The sequence below is a fragment of the Streptomyces indicus genome (genome assembly GCF_900100315.1).
In the GTDB taxonomy this organism is placed as follows: Bacteria; Actinomycetota; Actinomycetes; order Streptomycetales; family Streptomycetaceae; genus Streptomyces; species Streptomyces indicus.
Window position 1 is genome coordinate 67,536 of record NZ_FNFF01000018.1, and the last position, 15,523, is coordinate 83,058.

The window sequence follows — 15,523 nt, forward strand, 5'->3', positions numbered from 1 at the left end:
GCGCGACGCCACGGGGCGATGACCCGCGGCCACCACAATCGGAACTTCATGGTTCCTCTCACCGAGGACATGGCAGCGCTGGTGGGCGAGGCACCGGGCACGAAAGTGATGGTGCGGACCCGGTTGCCCGACGCCTTGCGTGTGGTCATCCGGACCTGGGAAGACGAAGGCAGGGTTCTCGACTCGGTCAAGGCCTTCCTGCCGCAGATTCCGCGTCGCCTCGCTGCCCATGAGGACACCGTCATCCACAGCTATGTGGAAGGAGTGCCGCTCTCCAGCATCTGCGAGAACGGCAAACCCGTGGACCGGCTGCTCCTGCGGGCCCTGACGGGTGTCCTGGCCGACATGACACGCGTACGCAGGGAATCGCTGCCGAAGCTGCCGGACACCTGGCCACGCAACCAACGCGACAGCCGAGGCTTCCTGCGCGCACTGGCGCAGCTCGCCGACGAGCAGATCCGAAAGCCCAACTGGGCTGAATTCGGCGGCCTGTTCGCCGCACTGGGCATCAGCGAGGACGCACTGACGCAGTACGCGCAACGCCTTCCTGCGATGTCACCGCGCCCTTTCAGCCTCCTGCACACCGACCTGCACCGCGACAACATCATCGTCACCTACGACGGCCAGCCTCCGCTGATCTACGTGGACTGGGAGTTGGCGTCCTGGGGCGACCCGCTCCACGACCTGGCCAACCACCTCGTGCGGATGCACTACCCGGAGCATCAGCAGAACGAAGTGATCGAGTGCTGGGCCGCCGACATGCAGCGGGTGCGCCCCGAGGCCACGCGGGATCTGTCGCGCGATCTGAAGCACTACATCGCCTTCGAATACGCGCAGTCGGTCTTCCCCGACGTGATGCGCGCCGCCGCCTCCCTCGGCGACACCCTCGCGCCCCACCGACTGCAATTCGCCACCGGCCAGGTGGCCAGGGCGTTGCAACGGGCCGCCGCGCCACTGCAGTTGGCAGAAATGTCCGCAGCGGACATCGAGCGGGCGCTGTACCGGTGGCAGGCCGCTCGCATCGGAAGCAAGGGCCAGTCGCGCGCCGCACGCGGCATCACCTTCGAGCCCGACGAGCGCTTCAAGCATCCGGACTGCGACCGTGACACCGTACTGGCGGCACTGGAGGCGGAAGGCGCCGCGCCGGCGAACCGGGTCTTCAAGGGGACGGCGCACCTCAACACCGTGGTGCAGGTGCCCGGCAGACACCGGCCGATCGTCGTACGCCGGAAGGTGGGCGGCGAGGGCCGCAGGGAGCAGCCCTTCCTCAGTGAGCATGCGGTGCTGCGGCTCATCGAGGGATCCGCGGCGACCGCCAGGACGGTCCGGGCACCACGCGTCCTGGCCCTCGGAACCAGCGGCCTCGACGACGACTTCGCCATCCACTCCTACGAGGGCCCGGACGGTGACGGGCGGCCGCCCAACCACCCCGAGCACGGTCTGCTGCCGCACGAGGCCGACAACCTCGTCGACCAGCTCGGCGCCCTGGCGGCCATCGAGCCCGCGGCCCTGCGGCAACTCGATCCTGCCGCCCTCAATCTGGACTTCTACGCCTGGCTCAGTGAGCAGTTGGTGCGCCTGGTCGCCTCGCTGCCCGCCGATTCCAAGAAGCTCGCGCGCGCCCTGGGCCTTCCGGACGAGGTCCGCCTGCGCACTCTGTTGCGCCGCCACGAGGTGACGTCGCGCAGCTTCGCGCTGCTGCACGGTGATCTCAATCCCTGGAACCTCGTCCGCCAGCCCAACGGTGAACTCACCATCATCGACTGGGAGATGGCGATGGTCGGGGATCCGCTCTACGACCTGGTGCGCCACCTCCATCTCACCCCGGTGCGACCGGCCATCCGGGCGCGGATGTTCACCCGGTGGTCCAAACTGCTCGGCCCCGAGTACACCCGTGGGTGGAAGGAGGACTTGCGGGTTTACCGCTGGATCGAGCTGATCCGATCCGCGTACATCGACCTGGACCGGCTCGTGACGGGCGAGAGTCTGGACGCGCCCAACGTCCGCCGCGCGGTGGACCGTTACGCGATGACCCTGGCGGACGCCACAGCGGCCCTGGGCCTGCCGTCGCGCCGTGTGGCCAACCCGTACCTGACGCGGTCGCTACCGCGGGGCAAGGGTGCGCTCACACGGGCGGACGGACTCGAGCCGAGGGGCTCATAGTCGGCGGCTTCGGCTGCGGTGGGGTCGCCAGCAGATCCCACAGCGAGGTGAACCAGTCCCGCAGACTGGCGACGAACACCGACCCCGGCGAGGCAGCGTCGTCATCCTCCGCGTGATGCGCCAGCGTGGACCCGAGCCCCAGCACGTCCACGACATCGGCCGGGGTGTCGTCCAGCAGGTTGATCCTGCGTTCGAGGACCTGGTACGGCCCGATCAGCGCTTCACGGCCGTTGAGGAGATAGACCTTGAAGGCCGGAGCCAGCGGAACGGTGCGGATTTCGACCGACACCGACTTGACCAGGCCCTCCGTGGCCAGCTCCCCCAGCACGCGCTGCAGCGACTGGGAGTGGAGATCGCTGATGGCCCGCAGCCGCTCCTGCGGCCGCTCGTCCTCGGGATCTGCCTTGACGCGCGGATACGGCAGATACGTCGACGCGTCCGGAAGCAGCATGCGGACCTGCACGGACTCCGGGGTGATCTCCCCCGCCCGCACCCTCTCCGCCTGCACCCGGATATGCGCGTCGAGGGACTCCGATGTCAGGGTGAAGACGTCGAGGCTCACGTGGGGTGTCTCGAAAGCCGCTCCGATCAGCGGTCCGAGGGTCACTCGGCGGCTGCGTCCGTCCTGGGTCATCGACGGGATCTGCTGCTGCGCCCTGAGCGTCTCGGGATGCGCACGCACCCGAGTGCCACTCCCCCGGCGCGACTCGATCAGGCCTTCTTCGGCGAGCTCGTGCAGCACCCTCACCACGGTGTCGCGCGCCACTCCGAACTCGTCGGCCAACTGGCGTTGCGGCGGGAGCTGTTGGCCGACTCGGTAGACACCCTTCTTGAGTCTGGCCCGCAGCTCGTTCGCGACATCCTGGTAAGGCCCGCCGCCACTGTCACTCACGCTCTTCAACGTACCGCCCGAAAGACCGCCACAAACCACTTTCAGACAACTCGTCTTCCCAGGTGGGGAGTTAGCGTATCGATCACCAGTCCAGGGGACACACCAATCAGACAACCAGTCCAGTTGGACTGGAAGAGGGGAGGGAAAGTCTCATGGCAAGGTTCCCCGAGACCCTTGAACTGGTCATCGTTCTCTGGCAGTTGCTCGACCAGATGCACCTCATCGAAGGCGGACCGGTGATCGTGACCATCGCCCTCGTGGTCACGGCCGTGCGGACCCGTAACTCGACGGTCGCCTACGCGGCCGCGATGGCGGCCCTGGTCGTGCTGGCGCAGGCCTGAGCCGGCCTCCGCGACGCGGGGCCGTCTCCCGGCCTCAGTGGCGCGCGGCCGTCTCCCACACCAGCTCCAGAACCGGCTCCAACGAGTCCACGACGAGGTCGGCTCCCGCGGTGTGGAGGCGGGACTGGCGGTGGGGGTCGCGGCCGTAGCCGAGGAAGGCCACCCCCGCGGCGCGGGCCGCGTGCAGGTCTGCCGAGGTGTCGCCGATCATCAGGGCCGCCGAGGGTGGCACCTGGAGTGAGTCCAGCGCCCGGTGCAGGCAGGACGGGTCGGGCTTGAGGTGGTGGACCTCGTGGGTGCGGCCGTGGATGCCGCCGGTGAAGCACTGCCGCAGCCTGCGGGCGGTGAGGTAACGCTCCACCGCCAGCGGGGAGTTGTTGGTCGTCACCGCGAGGCCGACCCCGGTGGCGCTCCACGTCTGGATCAGGCGGTCCACGTACGGGGTGGGGTAGGCGCTGCCCGTGGCCTTCAGCTCCTGCTGGGTGAGCTCGTCCTCGAGACGCTCGATCAGGGCGCGGTCCGTGTGGGTGCGGTCCACCTCGCGCAGCAGGGCATGCGGGTCGTCGCTCTTCCAGGCCGGGTCGACGGCGCCCGGGCCGCCGTGCTGCGCCAGCCAGCCGAGCAGGTGCCGGGTCACGTCGGAGGCCGGGTGCCCGGCGAAGAGCCGGCAGATCGGCCCGTCGAAGTCGAAGAGCACCGCGCGCTTGCCGGTGATCACATTGCGGACTCTTTCGATCACTTGGGCCGCCTGTGGGGTCTGTGTCGTTTCAGAAGTCACTAAGAGAGTGTCAGGTCCCCCGCGATCGTGTTCCAGAGTGCGTCGAACCAACTCTGCGACTCCTCCACAAACGACGAGTCCTTGCCCGCGGCCGGTTCTCCCGTGGCGGGCTTCTCGAAGGAGAAGAGCAGGGACTTGGTGCCCAGCGTGTCGTACATCTCGACCGTCTCGCGCCCGTCCATCGACTCCTCGCGCCGCATGATCATGTAGTACGCGAACAGCGCCTCCGAGCCGTTGAGCAGATACAGCTTCACAGGCGGCGTGAACGGCAGGGCGCGGAACGTGACTTGGACGTCGATGTCATGGGTGGCGCGCAGCGCGAGCAGGTTGTGGCGCAGCACCTGGCCCTGCGCGTTGCGCTGGTCGAGCCAGCGCTTGTGGACCGCCTCCGCGTCGCCCTCCACCGGGACCGGGAAGGCGAGGTCGATGTCGCGGCTCGGCAGGAGCAGGCGCACATGGATGGATTCCGGGCGCAGGGTGCCCTCGTGGACCCGGCGCAGCGGCTCGCCCAGCGCGATCATCAGGGTCTCGGAGGTGAGGCTGAGGGCGTCGATCCGTACGTGCGGCCGCGAGAAGGCGCGGACCAGCTGCGGGCCGAGGCCCACCATCGTGGGCTGCGGACCGGCCTGCACCGAGGGGGCGGCCTGGGGGGCGATCTGCGGGGGTGCGCCCTTCGTGACGTTCTTGAGCAGCCCGTCGTCCTGGAGCATCTTCAGCGCGAGCCGCACGGTGCCCCGCTCCACGCCGAACTCCTCCGCGAGCCGGCCCTGGGTCGGCAGCCTGCTGCCGGGCTGCAGCTCGCCGCTCCGTATCCGGTTGCGGAGGGTCTCCGCGATCTCGTGGTGCGAAGGCTTTCTGCCGTTCACCGTCACGCTCTCCTGGGCCTGGGTCACGACCAAAAGGTTACAACTCCCCTTGAGCTGGCCGCACTTGTTTCGACGTACCAACCAAGGGAAGAAACCTGGTGAGACTAGGAGCCAACTAACACCAAGTTGCCGACAGTTGGTCGAAGTTGGGTCGTGTAGCTCCTCCCCACCCCGAAGGAGGAACCACCATGCCAGTCATCGCCGTACTCGGTGCGATCTTCGTCATCGGCTTCGAGCAGCTCGTCCAGTGGCAGTACGGACCCATGGGCATCATCGGTCTGCTGCTCCTGACGATCGGCATCAAGGCCAAGAATCCCACCTGCAGCTCGCTGGGCGCCGTCGTCCTCGCGGTCCTGGTCGCCGGCCCCGCCTTCTGAGCTCCGCCCGGGCCCAGCACTACAGCCCGGGCGGCGCCAGCTCCAGGGGGGAACTGATCGTCTCCCACAGGGCGTTGAACCACAGGTGCGACTGCTCGACGAAGGTCGTGTCCCGCAGCCCCGCACCATGCTGGAACGCGAACAGCATCGACCGCGTGCCCTGGGCGTCGTACATCTCGATGTTCTCGTGGTCGATCTGCGCGCCCCGGCGCGTGAGCGTGTAGTACGCGAAGAGCGCTTCCGTCCCGTTGAGCAGATAGAGCTTCACGGGCGGTGTGAACGGCAGGGCGCGGAACGTGACCTGCACGTCGATGCCGTGCGTGGCGCGCAGCGCCAGCAGGTTGTGGCGCAGCACCTGCCCCTGCGCGTTGCGCTGGGCGAGCCACTGTCTGCGTACGGGGTTGTGCCACTCCTGACCTGCGGAGACGCCCTGGACCGGGACCGGGAACGCGAGATCGATGTCGCGGCTCGGCAGCAGGACGCGGACCCGCACACTGGCCGGTTTCGGTCCCCCCGCGTGGATCTGCCGCAGCGGTTCGCCGATGGCGAGGGTCAGCGACACCGAGGTCAGGCAGATCGCGTCGATCTCCACCACGGGCTCGGCGAACGCCGAAGTGATCCGCGGGCCGAGGGCCACGGTGGTGGGCTTCGGGGCCGCCTCGGCGCCGGCGTAGGAGTGCATCACCTCGACCGCGTCGGCGGCGACCGTCGCGGGGCTCCCCTTGGTCACGTTGGTCAGCAGCCGCTCGGCCTTGAGGAGGTCGAGCGCCTGCCGTACGGCGCCGCGCTCCACGCCGAACTCGTCTGCCAACTTGGCCTGAGTGGGCATCCGCTGGCCTGGCCGAAGCTCGCCGGACCGGATGCGCGCGCGCAGCTCTTCGGCCACCTCGCGGTGCGACCTGCGCGCGCGTTCTGCGCTGCGGGGACCGGTGTGGACCTCGTCCTGGGGAGCACGCTTCGGGCTCACAACCAAATGGTACAACTTCTCGCCATCTTCGGGGAGTTGTTGGAAACCTGGTTATGGATCGGCCTCAACGGCAAATAAACCTTTGTGAGTTGGTCACCAACTCCGGCAAGCTGGATGCACCCAGAGCAACATGGTCAGATCCCTGCACGGTTGGCCCCCGACGGAGTGCGGCCGATCCGCAGGGCTCCTCCCCGACCCCAAGGAGGGACCGTCATGCCGCTCATCGCTCTCGTCATCGCCGGCCTGGCCCTCGCCTTCGAGCAGGCGATCCAGTGGAAGTTCGGCCCGATGGGCCTCATCGCGTTCGCCGCGCTGACCATCGGGGTCAAGGCCAAGAACACCATGTTCAGCAGCATCGGCGCGGTCATCCTCGTGATGCTGCTCGCCCAGTCCGGCTGACCGGTCCCGCCTCGCGGTCCGGTCGGCCGGCGCCGCACAAGGCCGGCCGATCGGTCCCACAGGTCCGGCCGGCCGGGTCCCCCTTCCGGAGGGGAGAAGGGAGCCCGGCCGGTCACCGGCGTCCCGGCACCACGCCGGCGCACCGGGACGGAACGCCGACGCCCTGCACCGGGAGCCACCCGAAGGCTTCCGGCGCCAGGGGCTACCCGAAGGCCCCTAGAAGATGTCCGGGCACCACGGTCGCCGGGACGTCCGCAGCAGGGCGTCGGCCGCCGCCGCGGCACCCGCGCGCTCCTCGGTGACCATGCCGAGGGCGGCCAGCCGCACGGCGGACGCGTCACCGAGCCACAGCGAGGCCAACTCCCGTACGTCCAGGGTCAGTTCCGCGCCATCCTTGGTGGGGGTGCAGGACGCCCCCTCCGGTCCGGCTTCCAGGCGGAAGCGCCCGCCGGTGTACCCGGCCGGGTCCACCACGTCGAGGACGAGCGATCCGCCGCCCTGGTACGTGCGCGCCTCCATGGCCCGTACGACGTCGAGGATGCGGACCCACAGCCAGTCGGCGTGACTGGTCACGCGGGCCGCCCTCGGGTCCGGGAAGACGTCGGGCAGCAGGTCGTCCGGGGCGCGGTATCCCGTACGGACCTTGGTGATCCAGTCGATCGAGGCCACGTACTGCCACAGCGCGCGCTCGGCGGCCGGGGTGACGGCGTCGAGGCCGCGGACCGTCGCGGTGTTCTGCGGCTGCTTGTTGTCGTTCCAGTTGTCGTCGGCCGCGTAGACGACCAGGCCCTGGAGCTCGCCGTCCGGTGCGCGGTAGGTGGCGTAGTGGGGCTCCGTCCACGGGTGGTTCGGGTACGGAAGGGCACCCGTGTTCGCCTTCCACCAGCGCTCGTCGCGGTCGATCGCCCCGTGCTGCCGCGCGCGCAGCCGCTCGTGCAGCTCGGGTCCGAGCTTGCGTACGTCCGCGCCGTCGACGAGATCGATCCGGCCGCCGCACTCCGGGCCGGACCAGCGCGGGTCGAGGCCGGTGCGCGGGACGTCGATCTCCCACTGGGTGGTCCAGGTCGCGGGGCCGAATCCGTACCGCCCGTAGATCGGGTACTCGGCGGCGATCAGCGTGGCCACGGTGTCGCCGCGCTCCTTCGCCGCGTCGAGGTCGGCGGCCATCATGCGGCCGAGCAGTCCGCGGCGGCGGTGGGTGGGCGAGACGGTGACGTTGGAGATCGCGTCGGCCCGCACCGGCGCGCCGCCCACGGCGGTGAGCTCCTGCGGGAAGGAGCGGAAGGTGGCCACGCACCGGCCCTTGTCGAAGGCTCCCAGGGTGCGGTTGAGGTCGAGGAAGGAGCGCCGGTACGCCAACTCCTCCTCGCCGACGACCGGGTTGCGCAGAAAGCCGGTGCTCAGGGCCCGGGTCCAGTCGGCTACGTCGGCGTCTTCGAGCGTACGGATGTCGACCATACGGACCACCGTAAGCGGGGGTTGTGCCGCGATGCATCCGGGTTTTCCGGGGCCGTCCGCGGCCCGGCGGGACGGACCCGCCGTACCGCGGACGGGACGGCCACCCGTCAGGCCGCCGGACAGAGCGCCTGCGGACCGGCCGGCATGGAGGCGCGGACCGCCGCGGGCACGGGTGTCGCGGCGGTGGTCGCGGTGGCCTTCGCGCCGGCAGTGGCGCTCGCGGTCGCCGTCTGCGCGCGGTTGCGGGCGAAGACCACCAGGCGCAGGACCACGAACCGGCCGATGCCCGCGAGCCCGGAGGCGGACAGGTAGACGACCTGCTCGACCACCGCGCCGGGCGCCGTCACGAGCAGCTGAAGGATCAGCATCGCGATGCTGGTGACCGCGTACGCGGCCGCGGCCGAACCGGCCGACTGCGCGTGCTGGCGCCAGGTCGCGCGGCCGCCGGCGCCGAAGGTGAAGCGGGCGTGCAGCTCGGTGGCGAGCAGCGTGGACGCGACGGTGATCAGCGCGTTGGCGAGCACCCACGGCATCCAGGCGGCCAGGCCCGCCACGGCGAAGCTGGAGAGGACACCGACGCCGCCGCCGCAGAGCACGAAGCGGGCGAACGCCACGAAGGCGCCCGGCGCCTGCGCCTGCTGGTTGCTGTGTCCTGTCTCCACGGTCCCCACACCCCTATGACGGCGCCGAAGGCTTCTCTGTGACACCGGCCCCTCTTGCTCAGTACGACCGTCCGGGACGGCCGAACTAACCGGTGGCACCACTATGGCACACATGTGGCGCCACTGTCGAGCCAATGGCGACGCTATGGCGCCACACATGGCGCCAGCCATACGCCGCAGCGCCATGCCCCTCCTTCACCTACGGTGGAGACATGACCGCAAAAGGTGACATAACTGGCACCCATCGCAGTCGCCCCCGCACCGCCGCCTTGGTTCTCACCACCGCGGCCTCCCTGGTCCTCGCCCTCATGGCACCGGCCTCGGCCCCGGCCCGCGCCGCCGCGGACCAGCCCGACCTCACGCGCTTCTACGCCCAGCGCATCGCCTGGGAGGACTGCGCCGCCGAGATGGCCGACGAGGCACGGCGCACGTGGGCGAGCTCCGAGGAGAAGCTGCCCGCCGCCATGGCGCGCGCGGAGTGCGGGGACATCGACGTGCCGCGCGACTACGCCGCTCCGTCCGGCCCGGCCGGCACCGCGAAGATCGCGATGCTGCGCATCGGGGCCGCCGATGCGAAGCGGCGGATCGGTTCCCTCGTGCTCAACTTCGGCGGCCCCGGCCTCTCGGGCCGCCTCGCGCTCAACTCCCACCTGCCCGAACTCGCCCGTCTGAACGAGCGGTTCGACCTCGTGGCCCCCGATCCGCGCGGGGTCGGCAACAGTGACCCGGTGTTCTGCCGGCCGCCGGACGAACCGCCGGACGAGCCCTCGGACGCACCGGCAGACGCACCCGCGGACCACGACCAGACTCCCGACACCGCCGACGAGGCCCGCCGCGTGGCCGATGCGCAGCGCCGGTACAACGCCCGCTGCGACGAGGCCCGCGACGTACTGCCCTGGGTGGGCACCACCAACGCCGCCCGGGACCTGGACGTGCTGCGCGCCGCACTCGGCGACGACAAGCTGCACTACCTGGGCTTCTCGTACGGCACCAAGCTCGGCGCGAACTACCTGCACCAATTCCCCGGCCGGGCGGGGAAGTTCGTGCTCGACGGCGTGGACGACCCGACCGTGGACACCCGCGGTGCGGCGCTCGCGAACACCAGGGCGTTCCAGCTCGCCCTGGACGACTTCCTCGCCGACTGCGTACGGCAGGGCCCGAAGGAGTGCCCGCTCGGCGCGAGCGCCGCCGCGGCACGGCGCACGGTGGAGGACCGGTTCAAGGCGCTCGACGGCACTTCGGTGCGGGCCGGTGAAGGGCGCCTGGACCAGGGGACGTTCACCGAGGCCGTACAGGCTTCGCTGTACAGCCGTACGAAGGGGTGGCCGCCGCTGCGTGCGGCCCTCGCGGATCTGGTGGTACGCGGCGACGGCACGGCACTCGCGGCACTCGGCGGCCAGACCTTCACGGGCACCTCGCGGCCGGACACCGCAGGCACCTCACCGCCGGACACCCGGCCCGTGACGCCCGGCCTGCCGCCCGCCGTACCCGGGGTACTGCCCGCCGTACCCGGGCTCCCGCTCACCGCTCCCGGGACACTGCCCGCCGCGCCCGGCGACCGCGAGCAGCAGGAGTCGGACGCGCTGCGGGCCGTCTCCTGCCGGGACACGGCCGAACGCCCCACGCCCGCGGACTTCCTGGCCGCCGTGGACGAGTTCACCGAGGCCTCACCGGTCTTCGGCCGGCGCACCGCCGCCGCGATGCTCCAGTGCACGGGCTGGCCCGTGCCCGGCGACGACTCCGCACGCGAAGTCGCCGCCGAGGACGCGCCGCCCGCGCTGCTCGTGGGCACGCGCGGCGATCCCGCGACGCCGTACGAGAACACCGCGCACATGGCGGACGCGCTCGGCAACGACAGCCGGATCCTCACGTACGAGGGCGAGGGCCACGGCGCGTACGTCACGCCGAGCACCTGCGTCCACGAGCACGTGGAGCGCTACCTCACGGAGGGCCGCCTCCCGGACGAGGGCACCACCTGCCGCTGAAGACCGGCCGCCGCGGGCCCACCGACCGTCAGAACGCGGCCCGGATCTCCCCCACCGGCACCCCGCCGCCGAGCAGCGGGGACGCGCCGATCCGCTCGACCACGGACGCCTCGACGCCCATCAGATCCAGGGCGCGGGCGAGCACCGGGCCCAGCGCCCGGGTCGCACCGTCGTCGATCTTGAACGCGAGCGCGCGGCCGTCCGGCAGCGCGACCGCCTGCACCGCCTCGGCGCCCATCTTCGACAGCGCACCGGGCACCTCGCGCATCAGCCAGGTGTCGGGACGCCGCGTGCCGGCCACGTACTCGGGGTGGGCGCGCATGGCGTCGGCCACGCGGCGCTCGGCCGTACCCGGAGCGGCGAGGACGAAGTGGCGGAAGGCGCGGGCCAGGCCCGGCAGCGTCAGGGCCATCAGCGGGGCGCCGCAGCCGTCGGTGCCGATGGACGCCACCCGCTCGCCGGCCGCCTCCTCGACGACCTCGCGGATCAGCTGCTGCAAGGGGTGGGCGGGGTCGAGGTAGCTCTCGGTGGGCCAGCCGGCCCGCACGCAGGCCGCGATCATCGAGGTGTGCTTGCCCGAGCAGTTCATGGTGACGCGCTCGCGGGTGCGGCCCCCGGCCAGGTAGGTCTCGGCCTCGACGGGGTCGAGGGGCAGGTCCGGCGGGCACTGGAGCTGGGTCTCGGCGAGGCCCTGCTCGGCCAGCATCTTGCGGACGAGGTCCAGGTGGAACGGTTCGCCGGAGTGGCTGGCCGCGGTGAGGGCGAGCCGCTCGCCGGCGAGGTCGAGGCCCGCGCGCAGGATGCCGGCCGCCTGCATGGGCTTGTTGGCCGAGCGCGGGAAGACGGGGGCGGTCACGTCGCCGATCGCGTGCTCCACGCTGCCGTCCGCGGCGAGGACGACGAGGGAGCCCCGGTGGTGGCCCTCGACGAAGCCGGACCGTACGACCTCGGCGAGGACCGGGGGTATCGCGGCGGTGGCGGGAGCCGTGGCAGGGGCGGTGGAGGTCATCGTCGGCCTTCCGGTGGCGCGGACCCGCGCCCCGATGCGGCCGTGGCGGCTCAGGACAGCAGGTCGTCTACTTGTGCTTCGCCTTCACGGTACCTGCGTGCGATCTCCGCGCTGCAATCGTCCGCGGTGCGCTGGAGGGCCTGGCGGCGCCGGGAGACCTGCTGCTCGTAGCGCACGAGGCGGCCCATCGCGGTGTGCAGCTCTTCGTCCGTACGGGCGTCGAGGTCGCTCAGCTCGACCTCCGCGAGCATCTCGCTGGCGAGCAGCCGGTACTCCTCGCCGTGCGGGGTGCCGAGCGTCACGTGGCGGGCCGACGAGCGGTGCGAGGACGGGGCGTCCGCGAGGATCTCCGAGAGCCGCTCGACCACGGCCGGGTCGGGTGCGGCGGCCTCGGGCGCCCGGGTGTGCAGCCGGCGGGCGAGCTCGGCGCGCAGGATGTCGATCCGGCCCTGGAGGAGGCGGCGCAGATAGCTGAGGTCCGCCTCGTCCTGCTGCGAGGTGCGGCGCAGCCGGCGCAGCTCCGGCAGGCGCAGCGCGCGCAGGTCGTGCTCGGGCAGCTCGGGCATGGGCCACGCCGTGCCGGAAGAGCTCGGCGAGGGGCTCGCGCTGCGCTGAACCGGCGGACGCGGTACGGCGCCGGTCTCCGCCCTCGCGGAACGGGCGGTCGGCACGGGCCCGGAAGGCTGTCCGGTACTCGGTGTACTCATGCGACTGTTCCTCCCCCAAGCTCTCTCGAACGGCGCGGTGCACCGTGTGTGAGCATCGTGCCACTGAGTGTGGGGAATTGTGGCGGAGTGCACTCGATCGGCCCCGGATAGGTGCATGGCATTACGCGGCGGATGGGTCGCGCGGGGGAACTTCTGCCGTGGTTCACCCGGCAGTTGAGGCTTTTCACCCCCGCTCGGGGGTGCCTGTTCGGTGCTGCCGTTCGGTCGTACGGGGAGCGGATCACCGGGCCTTCGCGGCCGCACGGCATGATGTCCCGTATGCGTGCGGTGGTGCAGAGAGCGAACGGGGCGAGCGTCGTCGTCCAGGGTGAGAACGGTCCGGAGACGACCGGCGCGTTCACGGGCGAGGGCCTGTGCGTCCTGGTCGGCGTGACGCATGACGACACCAAGGAGAAGGCGGCCCAGCTGGCCCGCAAGCTCTGGAGCCTGCGGATGCTCGCGGACGAGAAGTCCTGCTCGGACATCGACGCACCGCTGCTGGTCATCTCCCAGTTCACGCTGTACGGGGACGCCCGCAAGGGCCGCCGCCCCACGTGGAACGCGGCCGCCCCCGGCCCGGTCGCCGAGCCCCTGGTCGACGAAGTGGTCGCTCAGCTGCGGGCGTTGGGGGCGACGGTGGGCACGGGGCGCTTCGGTGCGTCGATGCAGGTGTCGCTGACGAACGACGGGCCGTTCACGGTGCTGCTCGAGATCTAGCGGCTCAGGACTCGCGGTGCTCCTTGAGGTCTAGCTCCGGAGGTCCCGTACCGCTTCCTCGATGAGCCGCTGGAGCCGCAGCCCCCGGTGCACGTCCAGCTCGCCGGAGCGCCCGGCCCGTACGGCGGTGGCGAACTCGCGGCGCAGGACGGGCCAGCACTCCTCGTGGTCGATCTCCGCCGTGTCGTAGACGAGCTCGGGGCCGGGCCCGAACAACTCCACGCGGGTCAGGGCCCGTTCGCGCGCCACGGAACCCGACAGCGAGGCCTGGCTCACGGCGCCGTTCTCGTGTTCGCAGGTCAGCTCGGTCCAGCGGCGCGGGTCGCCGGTGGCGCGGATGCGGGTGATCGGGCCGACGGCCGCGTCGAGCAGGTCGAGCAGATGCGGGCCGAGGTCGAGCAGCGCGCCGTGCTCCAGGCGCCAGGAGGTGGCGAAGTCGCCGCCCAGGAAGGCCCCGTGGAGGTAGCAGGAGCGGGCGCCGGTGACCTCCAACTGCTGCGCCGCCGCGATGAAAGCGCGGGTCGTGGGGTGGTAGCGCTTGGTCAGGACGAGCTGCGTGACCACGCCCGCCTCGTCCACGGCGTCCGCGAGGCGCCGGCCGGCCGCGAGGTCGAGGGCGATGGGCTTCTCCAGGAGGAGCGCCTTGCCGCTCTTGGCCGCGAGCGGGGCGAGTTCGGCCTGGACGGAGGGCGGCACGGCGAAGGCCACGGCCTCGCACCGGTCGAGGAGTTCCGCGAACTCCGCGGCCACCGCGGCCCCGTACGGCTCGGCGGTCTCGCGGGCGGCGTCCGCGCGCCGGGCCCACACCGCGGTGAGCCGGGTTTCGGGTCCGGCGGCGAGCATCCGGGCGTGCATCGCGCGGGCCCAGGGTCCGGCCCCGACGAGCCCGACCCGTACCGGGTCCTCGGTCCATACGGCGGTGTCGGTCACTTGGGGTCCTGTTCGGTGGGATCGAGGGCGGGGGTGCCGTCGGAATCGGGAGCGGACTTCGAGGCCGAGGCCGCCGCCATCGCCCGCAGTCGCGCGTCCGCGCGCCCGGGTGCGTAGAGGACGTCCACCACCATCGCGGCGGCGCCGATCAGTCCGGCCTGTTCGCCGAGTCCGGAGGTCACGACGTCGAGGTGGGCGGTGGTGCGTGCCATCGCGCGCTGATAGAGGAGTTCGCGTACGCCCGTCATGAACGGGATGCTCTCCAGGTCGCCGGCCAGCATCAGCACCCCGGGGTTGAGCAGCGTGACGACGGTGGCCAGCACCTCGCCCACCCGCTGCCCGGCCTCGCGCGCGAGCCGTACGGCCTCGGGGTGGCCCTGTTCGAGCAGGGCCCTGACGTCCGTACCGGAGGAGACGTCCAGGCCGGAGTCGGCCAGCTGTCCGGCGAGGGCGCGGCCGCTCGCGACGGCGGCGAGGCAGCCGTACGAGCCGCACATGCACAGGGCGTCGGCACGGTCGTGCAGCCGGATGTGGCCGATGTCGCCGGCGCCGCCGTCGATGCCGCGGTAGGCCTCGCCGCGCACGACCACACCGGCGCCGATGCCGGTGGAGGCCTTCACGAGGACGAAGGCCGAGCAGTCGGGGTAGCCGTGCTGCTGCTCGGCGAGCGCCATCAGGTTGGCGTCGTTGTCGACGAACACCGGGACCGCGCCGGCCTCCAGGCTCGCGCCGACATGCTCCCCGTACGCCTGCTGCATCCGCTCGCGGACGGGGTAGCGGTCCCAGCCGGGCATGATCGGCGGCTGCACGATCGTGCCGCTCTCCCAGTCGACCGGGCCCGGTACGGAGAGCCCGATGCCGCAGACCTTCGCGGCGGGGACGCCGGCCTCGTCGAGCAACTTCGGGAGCCAGCCCGCGACTTGGTCCAGTACGAGGTCGGGGCCGTCGGCGATCACCACGGAGCCGCGGTGTTCGGCGAGCACGGTGCCCGCGAGGTCCACGACGGCCGCGCGGGCGTGCCGGGTCTCCAGGTCGACGGCGAGGACGGCGGCGTGCGCGGGGTCGAAGACGAGCCGGTGCGAGGGCCGTCCGCCGGTGGACGTGCCGGAGTCCTGGCGCAGCCAGCCGGCCCCGTTGAGCTCGTCGAGGCGGTGGCCGACCGTCGAGCGGGACAGGCCCGTGGCGCGCTGGAGGTCGGCCCGGGTGTTGGCCTGGCCCGTGCGGATCAGCTGCAGCAGCCGTCCCGCGGTCGCCTGGATCGGCGTCGTCATC

Annotated in this window: 16 protein-coding genes; 6 read left to right on the forward strand and 10 right to left on the reverse strand. The window is 71.5% G+C overall.

Translation table 11 applies throughout. From position 1 onward, the window contains the following. Positions 1-48 precede the first annotated feature (48 nt). Positions 49-2,163, forward strand: coding sequence for a phosphotransferase (locus BLT97_RS31325; protein ID WP_342742797.1), 2,115 nt, complete (start codon positions 49-51; stop codon positions 2,161-2,163). Here the strand turns inward: BLT97_RS31325 and BLT97_RS31330 are convergent. Beyond that, positions 2,126-3,055 carry a winged helix-turn-helix domain-containing protein gene (locus tag BLT97_RS31330; protein ID WP_245769649.1) on the reverse strand — a complete coding sequence of 310 codons (930 nt, stop codon included), beginning with the start codon at positions 3,053-3,055 and terminating at the stop codon, positions 2,126-2,128. The genes BLT97_RS31325 and BLT97_RS31330 overlap by 38 nt on opposite strands. 152 nt (positions 3,056-3,207) lie before the next feature. Between BLT97_RS31330 and BLT97_RS31335 the strand changes: the two genes are divergently transcribed. Next, entirely contained in the window at positions 3,208-3,396 is a 189-nt protein-coding gene (locus tag BLT97_RS31335) for a hypothetical protein (protein WP_093616299.1), read from the forward strand. Positions 3,397-3,430: 34 nt separating this feature from the next. Here the strand turns inward: BLT97_RS31335 and BLT97_RS31340 are convergent, their stop codons facing one another. Both BLT97_RS31340 and BLT97_RS31345 read right to left on the reverse strand, forming a co-directional pair. Beyond that, on the reverse strand, positions 3,431-4,135 hold the full coding sequence (locus BLT97_RS31340) for an HAD family hydrolase (protein WP_245769650.1): 705 nt from the start codon (positions 4,133-4,135) through the stop codon (positions 3,431-3,433). Positions 4,136-4,173: 38 nt separating this feature from the next. Further along, positions 4,174-5,073, reverse strand: a complete 900-nt coding sequence (locus BLT97_RS31345; RefSeq protein WP_176953954.1) for a GntR family transcriptional regulator — start codon at positions 5,071-5,073, stop codon at positions 4,174-4,176. Positions 5,074-5,228: 155 nt separating this feature from the next. On the opposite strand from BLT97_RS31345, the gene BLT97_RS31350 reads away from it, so the two are divergent. After that, positions 5,229-5,417 carry a hypothetical protein gene (locus BLT97_RS31350; RefSeq protein WP_093616303.1) on the forward strand — a complete coding sequence of 63 codons (189 nt, stop codon included), beginning with the start codon at positions 5,229-5,231 and terminating at the stop codon, positions 5,415-5,417. 19 nt (positions 5,418-5,436) lie between these two features. On the opposite strand, the gene BLT97_RS31355 is transcribed toward BLT97_RS31350, so the two are convergent. Next, positions 5,437-6,384 (reverse strand): winged helix-turn-helix domain-containing protein, encoded by a 948-nt coding sequence (locus tag BLT97_RS31355; protein WP_425442788.1) that lies wholly within the window; start codon positions 6,382-6,384, stop codon positions 5,437-5,439. A gap of 213 nt (positions 6,385-6,597) precedes the next feature. Here BLT97_RS31355 and BLT97_RS31360 point away from each other — a divergent pair, with 213 nt between their 5' ends. Further along, positions 6,598-6,783, forward strand: a complete 186-nt coding sequence (locus BLT97_RS31360; RefSeq protein ID WP_093616307.1) for a hypothetical protein — start codon at positions 6,598-6,600, stop codon at positions 6,781-6,783. A gap of 216 nt (positions 6,784-6,999) precedes the next feature. Here the strand turns inward: BLT97_RS31360 and BLT97_RS31365 are convergent, their stop codons facing one another. Together BLT97_RS31365 and BLT97_RS31370 are read right to left on the reverse strand one after the other, a co-directional pair. Further along, entirely contained in the window at positions 7,000-8,241 is a 1,242-nt protein-coding gene (locus BLT97_RS31365; RefSeq protein WP_093616309.1) for a GNAT family N-acetyltransferase, read from the reverse strand. Positions 8,242-8,348: 107 nt separating this feature from the next. Then, positions 8,349-8,903 (reverse strand): GtrA domain-containing protein, encoded by a 555-nt coding sequence (locus BLT97_RS31370; RefSeq protein ID WP_093616311.1) that lies wholly within the window; start codon positions 8,901-8,903, stop codon positions 8,349-8,351. Positions 8,904-9,172: 269 nt separating this feature from the next. On the opposite strand from BLT97_RS31370, the gene BLT97_RS31375 reads away from it, so the two are divergent. Beyond that, positions 9,173-10,888 carry an alpha/beta hydrolase gene (locus tag BLT97_RS31375; protein WP_245769651.1) on the forward strand — a complete coding sequence of 572 codons (1,716 nt, stop codon included), beginning with the start codon at positions 9,173-9,175 and terminating at the stop codon, positions 10,886-10,888. A 28-nt stretch (positions 10,889-10,916) separates the two neighbouring features. Here the strand turns inward: BLT97_RS31375 and BLT97_RS31380 are convergent, their stop codons facing one another. Further along, positions 10,917-11,897, reverse strand: a complete 981-nt coding sequence (locus tag BLT97_RS31380; RefSeq protein WP_093616315.1) for an asparaginase — start codon at positions 11,895-11,897, stop codon at positions 10,917-10,919. A 50-nt stretch (positions 11,898-11,947) separates the two neighbouring features. Further along, on the reverse strand, positions 11,948-12,604 hold the full coding sequence (locus BLT97_RS31385; RefSeq protein ID WP_093616317.1) for an RsiG family protein: 657 nt from the start codon (positions 12,602-12,604) through the stop codon (positions 11,948-11,950). Positions 12,605-12,883: 279 nt separating this feature from the next. Between BLT97_RS31385 and dtd the strand changes: the two genes are divergently transcribed. After that, the gene (gene dtd / locus BLT97_RS31390) at positions 12,884-13,321 is read left to right on the forward strand and encodes a D-aminoacyl-tRNA deacylase (protein ID WP_176953955.1); all 438 of its coding nucleotides are present in this window, start codon (positions 12,884-12,886) and stop codon (positions 13,319-13,321) included. Positions 13,322-13,351: 30 nt separating this feature from the next. Here dtd and BLT97_RS31395 read toward each other — a convergent pair whose 3' ends face one another. Both BLT97_RS31395 and BLT97_RS31400 read right to left on the reverse strand, forming a co-directional pair. Next, entirely contained in the window at positions 13,352-14,251 is a 900-nt protein-coding gene (locus BLT97_RS31395; RefSeq protein ID WP_093616321.1) for a Gfo/Idh/MocA family protein, read from the reverse strand. Continuing rightward, complete coding sequence (locus BLT97_RS31400) at positions 14,248-15,522, reverse strand: ROK family transcriptional regulator (protein ID WP_093616323.1); 1,275 nt, start codon at positions 15,520-15,522, stop codon at positions 14,248-14,250. The genes BLT97_RS31395 and BLT97_RS31400 overlap by 4 nt, the downstream gene beginning before the upstream one ends. Between the last annotated feature and the right edge of the window lies 1 nt (position 15,523).

Excerpts from the sequence above, each read along its gene's own strand:
- BLT97_RS31325 (WP_342742797.1), top strand. The coding sequence starts at position 49 with ATGGTTCCTCTCACCGAGGACATGGCAGCGCTGGTGGGCGAGGCACCG.
- BLT97_RS31335 (WP_093616299.1), top strand. The coding sequence starts at position 3,208 with ATGGCAAGGTTCCCCGAGACCCTTGAACTGGTCATCGTTCTCTGGCAG.
- BLT97_RS31350 (WP_093616303.1), top strand. The coding sequence starts at position 5,229 with ATGCCAGTCATCGCCGTACTCGGTGCGATCTTCGTCATCGGCTTCGAG.
- BLT97_RS31360 (WP_093616307.1), top strand. The coding sequence starts at position 6,598 with ATGCCGCTCATCGCTCTCGTCATCGCCGGCCTGGCCCTCGCCTTCGAG.
- BLT97_RS31365 (WP_093616309.1), bottom strand. The coding sequence starts at position 8,241 with ATGGTCGACATCCGTACGCTCGAAGACGCCGACGTAGCCGACTGGACC.
- BLT97_RS31380 (WP_093616315.1), bottom strand. The coding sequence starts at position 11,897 with ATGACCTCCACCGCCCCTGCCACGGCTCCCGCCACCGCCGCGATACCC.
- BLT97_RS31385 (WP_093616317.1), bottom strand. The coding sequence starts at position 12,604 with ATGAGTACACCGAGTACCGGACAGCCTTCCGGGCCCGTGCCGACCGCC.
- dtd (WP_176953955.1), top strand. The coding sequence starts at position 12,884 with ATGCGTGCGGTGGTGCAGAGAGCGAACGGGGCGAGCGTCGTCGTCCAG.
- BLT97_RS31400 (WP_093616323.1), bottom strand. The coding sequence starts at position 15,522 with ATGACGACGCCGATCCAGGCGACCGCGGGACGGCTGCTGCAGCTGATC.